The 4,430-nt window shown below is 77.0% G+C and carries 4 protein-coding genes; 2 read left to right on the top strand and 2 right to left on the bottom strand.

Features of this window, described 5'->3' with window-relative positions:
- Nucleotides 1–65: 65 nt before the first annotated feature.
- Entirely contained in the window at nt 66–1,070 is a 1,005-nt protein-coding gene (locus HLB09_RS13610) for a LacI family DNA-binding transcriptional regulator (RefSeq protein ID WP_171203888.1), read from the bottom strand.
- 173 nt (nt 1,071–1,243) lie between these two features.
- Here HLB09_RS13610 and HLB09_RS13605 point away from each other — a divergent pair, with 173 nt between their 5' ends.
- Nucleotides 1,244–2,821, top strand: coding sequence for an alpha-N-arabinofuranosidase (locus HLB09_RS13605; protein WP_171203887.1), 1,578 nt, complete (start codon nt 1,244–1,246; stop codon nt 2,819–2,821).
- Between the two features lie 104 nt (nt 2,822–2,925).
- Nucleotides 2,926–3,630 carry a hypothetical protein gene (locus HLB09_RS13600; RefSeq protein ID WP_171203886.1) on the top strand — a complete coding sequence of 235 codons (705 nt, stop codon included), beginning with the start codon at nt 2,926–2,928 and terminating at the stop codon, nt 3,628–3,630.
- 43 nt (nt 3,631–3,673) lie between these two features.
- Here HLB09_RS13600 and HLB09_RS13595 read toward each other — a convergent pair.
- The coding region (locus HLB09_RS13595) for a cytochrome P450 (protein ID WP_212771068.1) at nt 3,674–4,430 on the bottom strand (757 nt) is incomplete at its 5' end.

Genomic DNA, 4,430 nt, shown 5'->3' with positions numbered 1-4,430 from the left:
GCCGCCTGAGCGCGACGGGGCGCCCGCCCGCTGCGGCGGCCGGGCGCTCCAGCCGTCGGCCTCGGTCACGCCCGGCGCGTCGACTCCCGCTCGACCACCGCGAACGGCGCGACGACGTCCTCCTCCGCCGCCGCCGGCTTGGCCATGCGGCGCAGCAGGAGACGCACCACCTCCTCGACCATCGCGTCGTGCCCGGGCGCCACGCTCGAGAGCGACGGCACGCTCGTGGCGGCCTCGCGGACGTCGTCGAAGCCGACGACGAGGACGTCGTCGGGCACGCGCAGACCTCCGTCGGCGAGGCCCCGCAGCACCCCGAGCGCCAGGGTGTCGGTGAGGGCGACCACCCCGTCGACCGGCTCCCCCGCGGCCAGCGCACGTCCGCAGCGGACGCCGTCCTCCAGCGCCGTGCCCAACGTCACCGCGCGGACCCGCGCCCCGGGCGCCGCGCGGACGGCGTCGCGCACGCCTCGCGCCCGCAGCCGGAAGGCGTCGCCGTCGTGGCCCCCGGGCTCGTCGAGCTGCTCCCACGGGGGGCTGCCGACGACGGCGAGGCGCCGGCACCCCCGCTCGAGGAGCAGCGCGGCCGCCGCCCGGGCGCCCTCGATGTTCGCCATGCCGACGTGGTCCACCCGCCGCAGGTCCTGGCGCTCGCCCAGGGCGACCACGGGGAGGTCACCCGCGAGGGCGCGCACGTCACCGCCGAGCCCGACGGCCGACAGCACGAGGCCGTCGTAGGCGCCGCCGCGCGAGTCCCGCACCGCCGCCGCCTCCCCCTCGGGGCTGGCGCCGGTCTGCTCGACGACCAGGCGCAGCCCCTCGCGCGCGAGCCGCGCGGCGAGGCGCCCCGCGAGCTGCCCGAAGTACGGCGCGTCGAGGGACGGGACGGCCAGGCCCACGACCCCGGTGCGCCCCCGCCGCAGGCTGCGAGCGGCGACGTTGAGCCGGTAGCCGAGCCTCTCGCTGGCCTCCAGCACGGCCCGGCGCACCTCGGGGCTCGTCGCCCGGCGCCCGGTGAGGACGTTGGAGACCGTCATCGGGGAGACGCCGGCGGCGGTCGCGACGTCACGCATGGTGACCACGTCGGACCTCCAGCGCTCGTGCCGCGGGCGGCGGGCGGACGGCGACGCTAGCAGCGCCACCACGCCCGGCGGGGCGTGGACAGCCGCCGAGTTTATCGATACAACAGGCGGCGAGCCGGGCGACGAGGACCGGCCCCCGTCCCACCCCGAGGAGACCGACCGCGATGACCACCGACCGCTCCCCCGAGACGACGGGCGCGAGCCCGACGGCGGCCGCGCGCGCCTCCGGCGTCGTCGACCTCGACCTGCCGGGCCCCACCATCAGCCGCCACCTCTACGGCCACTTCGCCGAGCACCTCGGCCGCTGCATCTACGACGGCTTCTTCGTCGGGGAGGACTCCGACGTGCCGAACGAGGGCGGCATCCGCCTCGACGTCGTCGAGGCCCTGCGCGCCGCCGGCATCCCCAACCTGCGCTGGCCGGGCGGCTGCTTCGCCGACGAGTACCACTGGCGCGACGGCGTCGGCCCGCGCGAGGAGCGGCCCCGCATGGTCAACAGCCACTGGGGCGACGTGGTGGAGGACAACAGCTTCGGCACCCACGAGTTCATGGCGCTGTGCGAGCTCCTCGGCGCCGAGCCGTACGTCTCGGCCAACGTCGGCTCGGGCACGGTGCACGAGAACGCGGACTGGGTGGAGTACCTCACCCGGGCCGACGACAGCCCCATGGCCGCGCTGCGCCGGGCCAACGGGCGCGACGAGCCCTGGTCCGTGCGCTTCTGGGGCCTCGGCAACGAGCCGTGGGGCTGCGGCGGCGGCATGCGCGCCGAGGCCTACGCCGACCTCGCGCGGACCTTCGGCACCTACAGCCGCGACCACGGGGGCAACGAGCTCTACCGGATCGCGGCGGGGGCGGCCGAGGCCGACTACCGCTGGACCGAGGTCCTCATGAAGGCCCTCGGCCACGAGATCGGCGGGACGCGACGGACCGGTCACGGCACGGGCACCTACCAGGCCGTCTCGTTCCACTACTACACGGTGCCGGGGCCCTGGGAGCACAAGGGCAGCGCCACCGACTTCGACGAGGACGAGTACTTCCGCACCATGGTCGAGGCGCAGAGGCTCGAGGGGATCCTGTCCGGCCACGCCGCCGTCATGGACGCCTACGACCCCCAGCGCCGGGTCGGGCTCGTCCTCGACGAGTGGGGCGCCTGGTACGACGTCGAGCCGGGCACGAACCCCGGGTTCCTGTTCCAGCAGAACAGCCTCCGCGACGCGCTCCTGGCCGGCCTGCACTTCGACGCCTTCCACCGCCACGCCGAGCGGCTCGTCATGGCCAACATCGCCCAGACGGTCAACGTGCTGCAGTCCATGGTCCTCACCGACGGCGAGGCCATGGTCCTCACGCCGACCTACCACGCCTTCACGATGAACCGCGGGCACCACGACGCCGCCCGCCTGCCGCTCGCGTGGCGCACCGCGGAGCCGGTGCGCTCCGTCGGCGGGACGGACCTCACGACGCTGACGGCGACCGCCAGCACGAAGGACGGCGCCGTCCTCGTCTCGCTGACCAACCTCGAGACGAGCGGCGGGGTGGACGTCGAGCTCGACCTGCGCGGGGGCGCCGTCGGCGCACCGGAGGCCACCGTGCTCACGGCCGCCTCGACGTCGGCGCACAACACCGTGGAGCAGCCGGACGCCGTCGCACCCGCTGCGCACGAGGCGTCGGTGGACGGCTCGGTGCTCCGCGTGCACGTGCCCGCGCACAGCTTCGTCACCGTCCGGCTCCCTCTGGCGGGCTGACGGCGGCGACCGTCCACGGCCCGGCGTCCCCGGGCCGTGGACGGGCGGGGCCGGGGCGCCCGCCGTAGCGTCGCGCCCACCCGCCCCCGCCGACAGGAGACGCCGTGCGCCGCCGCCCCGCCCCCGTCCTCGCGCTCGTGCTCTCGAGCGCCGTGCTCGCCGGCTGCTCGGGCGCCCGCGACCTGCCGCGCGACACCATCGACATGACGCCGTGGAACGAGACCGGGGACGCCGCCGACCGCGTCGCCGCCCTCGAGCCCGACGCCGCGGACCGCCTGGACGACCGAGCCGACGCCCGTGAGGAGGCTGCGGACGAGCGCGCCGAGGAGGCGCGCGAGGAGCTCGAGGACTGCGGCGACCCCGACGACGCCCGCGAGCTCGAGGTCTCCGCCGGCGGCGCCGAGATGGTCGTCGTCGTGCCCGCCGAGGACGACGACGACGCGGTCGAGGACCTCGAGGACTACCGCGAGGACGCTGACGCCGGCCCGGTCTGCTGGGTGGTCGTCCGCGTCGACAACACCGAGGGCGACCAGGTGGTCGACCTGCCGCGCGTCGAGGTCGTCACCGCGGACGGGCGGCAGGTGCGCCTGGAGCGCGCCTCCGACGCGCTGTCCGGCTGGGCGGACCGCCGGGCGGACGACGACGACGCGGCCGTGCGCGCCGTCGAGCTGACGGCGGGCCTCACGGGCGTCGTCGGGCCGGGCGACGAGGGCGACCTCGTCTTCGTCGCCGCCACCGACCTCGACGACCCCCGCGGCGTCCGCCTGCAGCCCTCCGACGGCGCCCCGCTCGTCGACGCCTCCTCCTGACGGCGCTCCCCCGGCGGCGCCGACCGCGACGGCGCCCCCGGGGTCAGCGCGGCCGCACCTCCAGCCGCAGGCCGTCGCGGGGGCGCATCGTCACGAGGGCGTCGACGCGCACCCGCGCCCCCGGCGCCGGGTGCACCGACGCCCCGCGCAGGAGCTCGGCGAGCACGAGCGTCGTCTCGACGAGCGCGAAGTCGCGCCCGATGCAGAGGCGGGGCCCGGCGCCGAAGGGCGTGTAGGCGGTCCGGGCCCCGCGGGACAGACCCTCCTCGAAGCGCTCCGGGCGGTAGGCCTCCGGGTCGGGGAACAGCTCGGGGCGCCGGTGCAGCAGCCACGGGCTGATGATCGCCGTCGTCCCCGCCGGCACGGTGACGCCGTCGAGCACGTCCTCGGCGACGGCGCGCCGGCTCACCACCCACGCGGGCGGGAAGAGCCGCAGCGACTCCTCGACCGCGGCGCGGGTGCGGACGAGGGCGCGCAGGTCCTCCCAGGCGGGCGCCCGCCCACCCCGCTCGTCCCCGCCGCCGAGGACCGCGTCGAGCTCCTCGGCGACGCGGCGCTGGGCGCCCTGCTCCTGCGCGAGGAGGTGCAGCGTCCACGTCAGCGCCGACGCGACCGTCTCGTGCCCGGCGATGACCATCGTCACCAGCTCGTCGCGCAGGCCCTCGGGCGCCAGGTCGCCGCTGTCCACGGCCCTCAGCAGCAGGCCCAGCAGGTCCTCGCCGGCGGCCCCCTGCGCGCGGCGGCGCGCGACGACGGCGGCGCTCGCCGCGTCGAGCTCGGCCACGGCGCGACGGAGCCTG

The organism is Pseudokineococcus marinus (genome assembly GCF_013004605.1).
Lineage (GTDB): Bacteria > Actinomycetota > Actinomycetes > Actinomycetales > Quadrisphaeraceae > Pseudokineococcus > Pseudokineococcus marinus.
This window is presented reverse-complemented; position numbering and strand designations above follow the sequence as displayed.

What these genes read in the sequence shown, in the direction of transcription:
- HLB09_RS13610 (WP_171203888.1), bottom strand. Translation starts at nt 1,070, where the DNA reads ATGCGTGACGTCGCGACCGCCGCCGGCGTCTCCCCGATGACGGTCTCC.
- HLB09_RS13605 (WP_171203887.1), top strand. Translation starts at nt 1,244, where the DNA reads ATGACCACCGACCGCTCCCCCGAGACGACGGGCGCGAGCCCGACGGCG.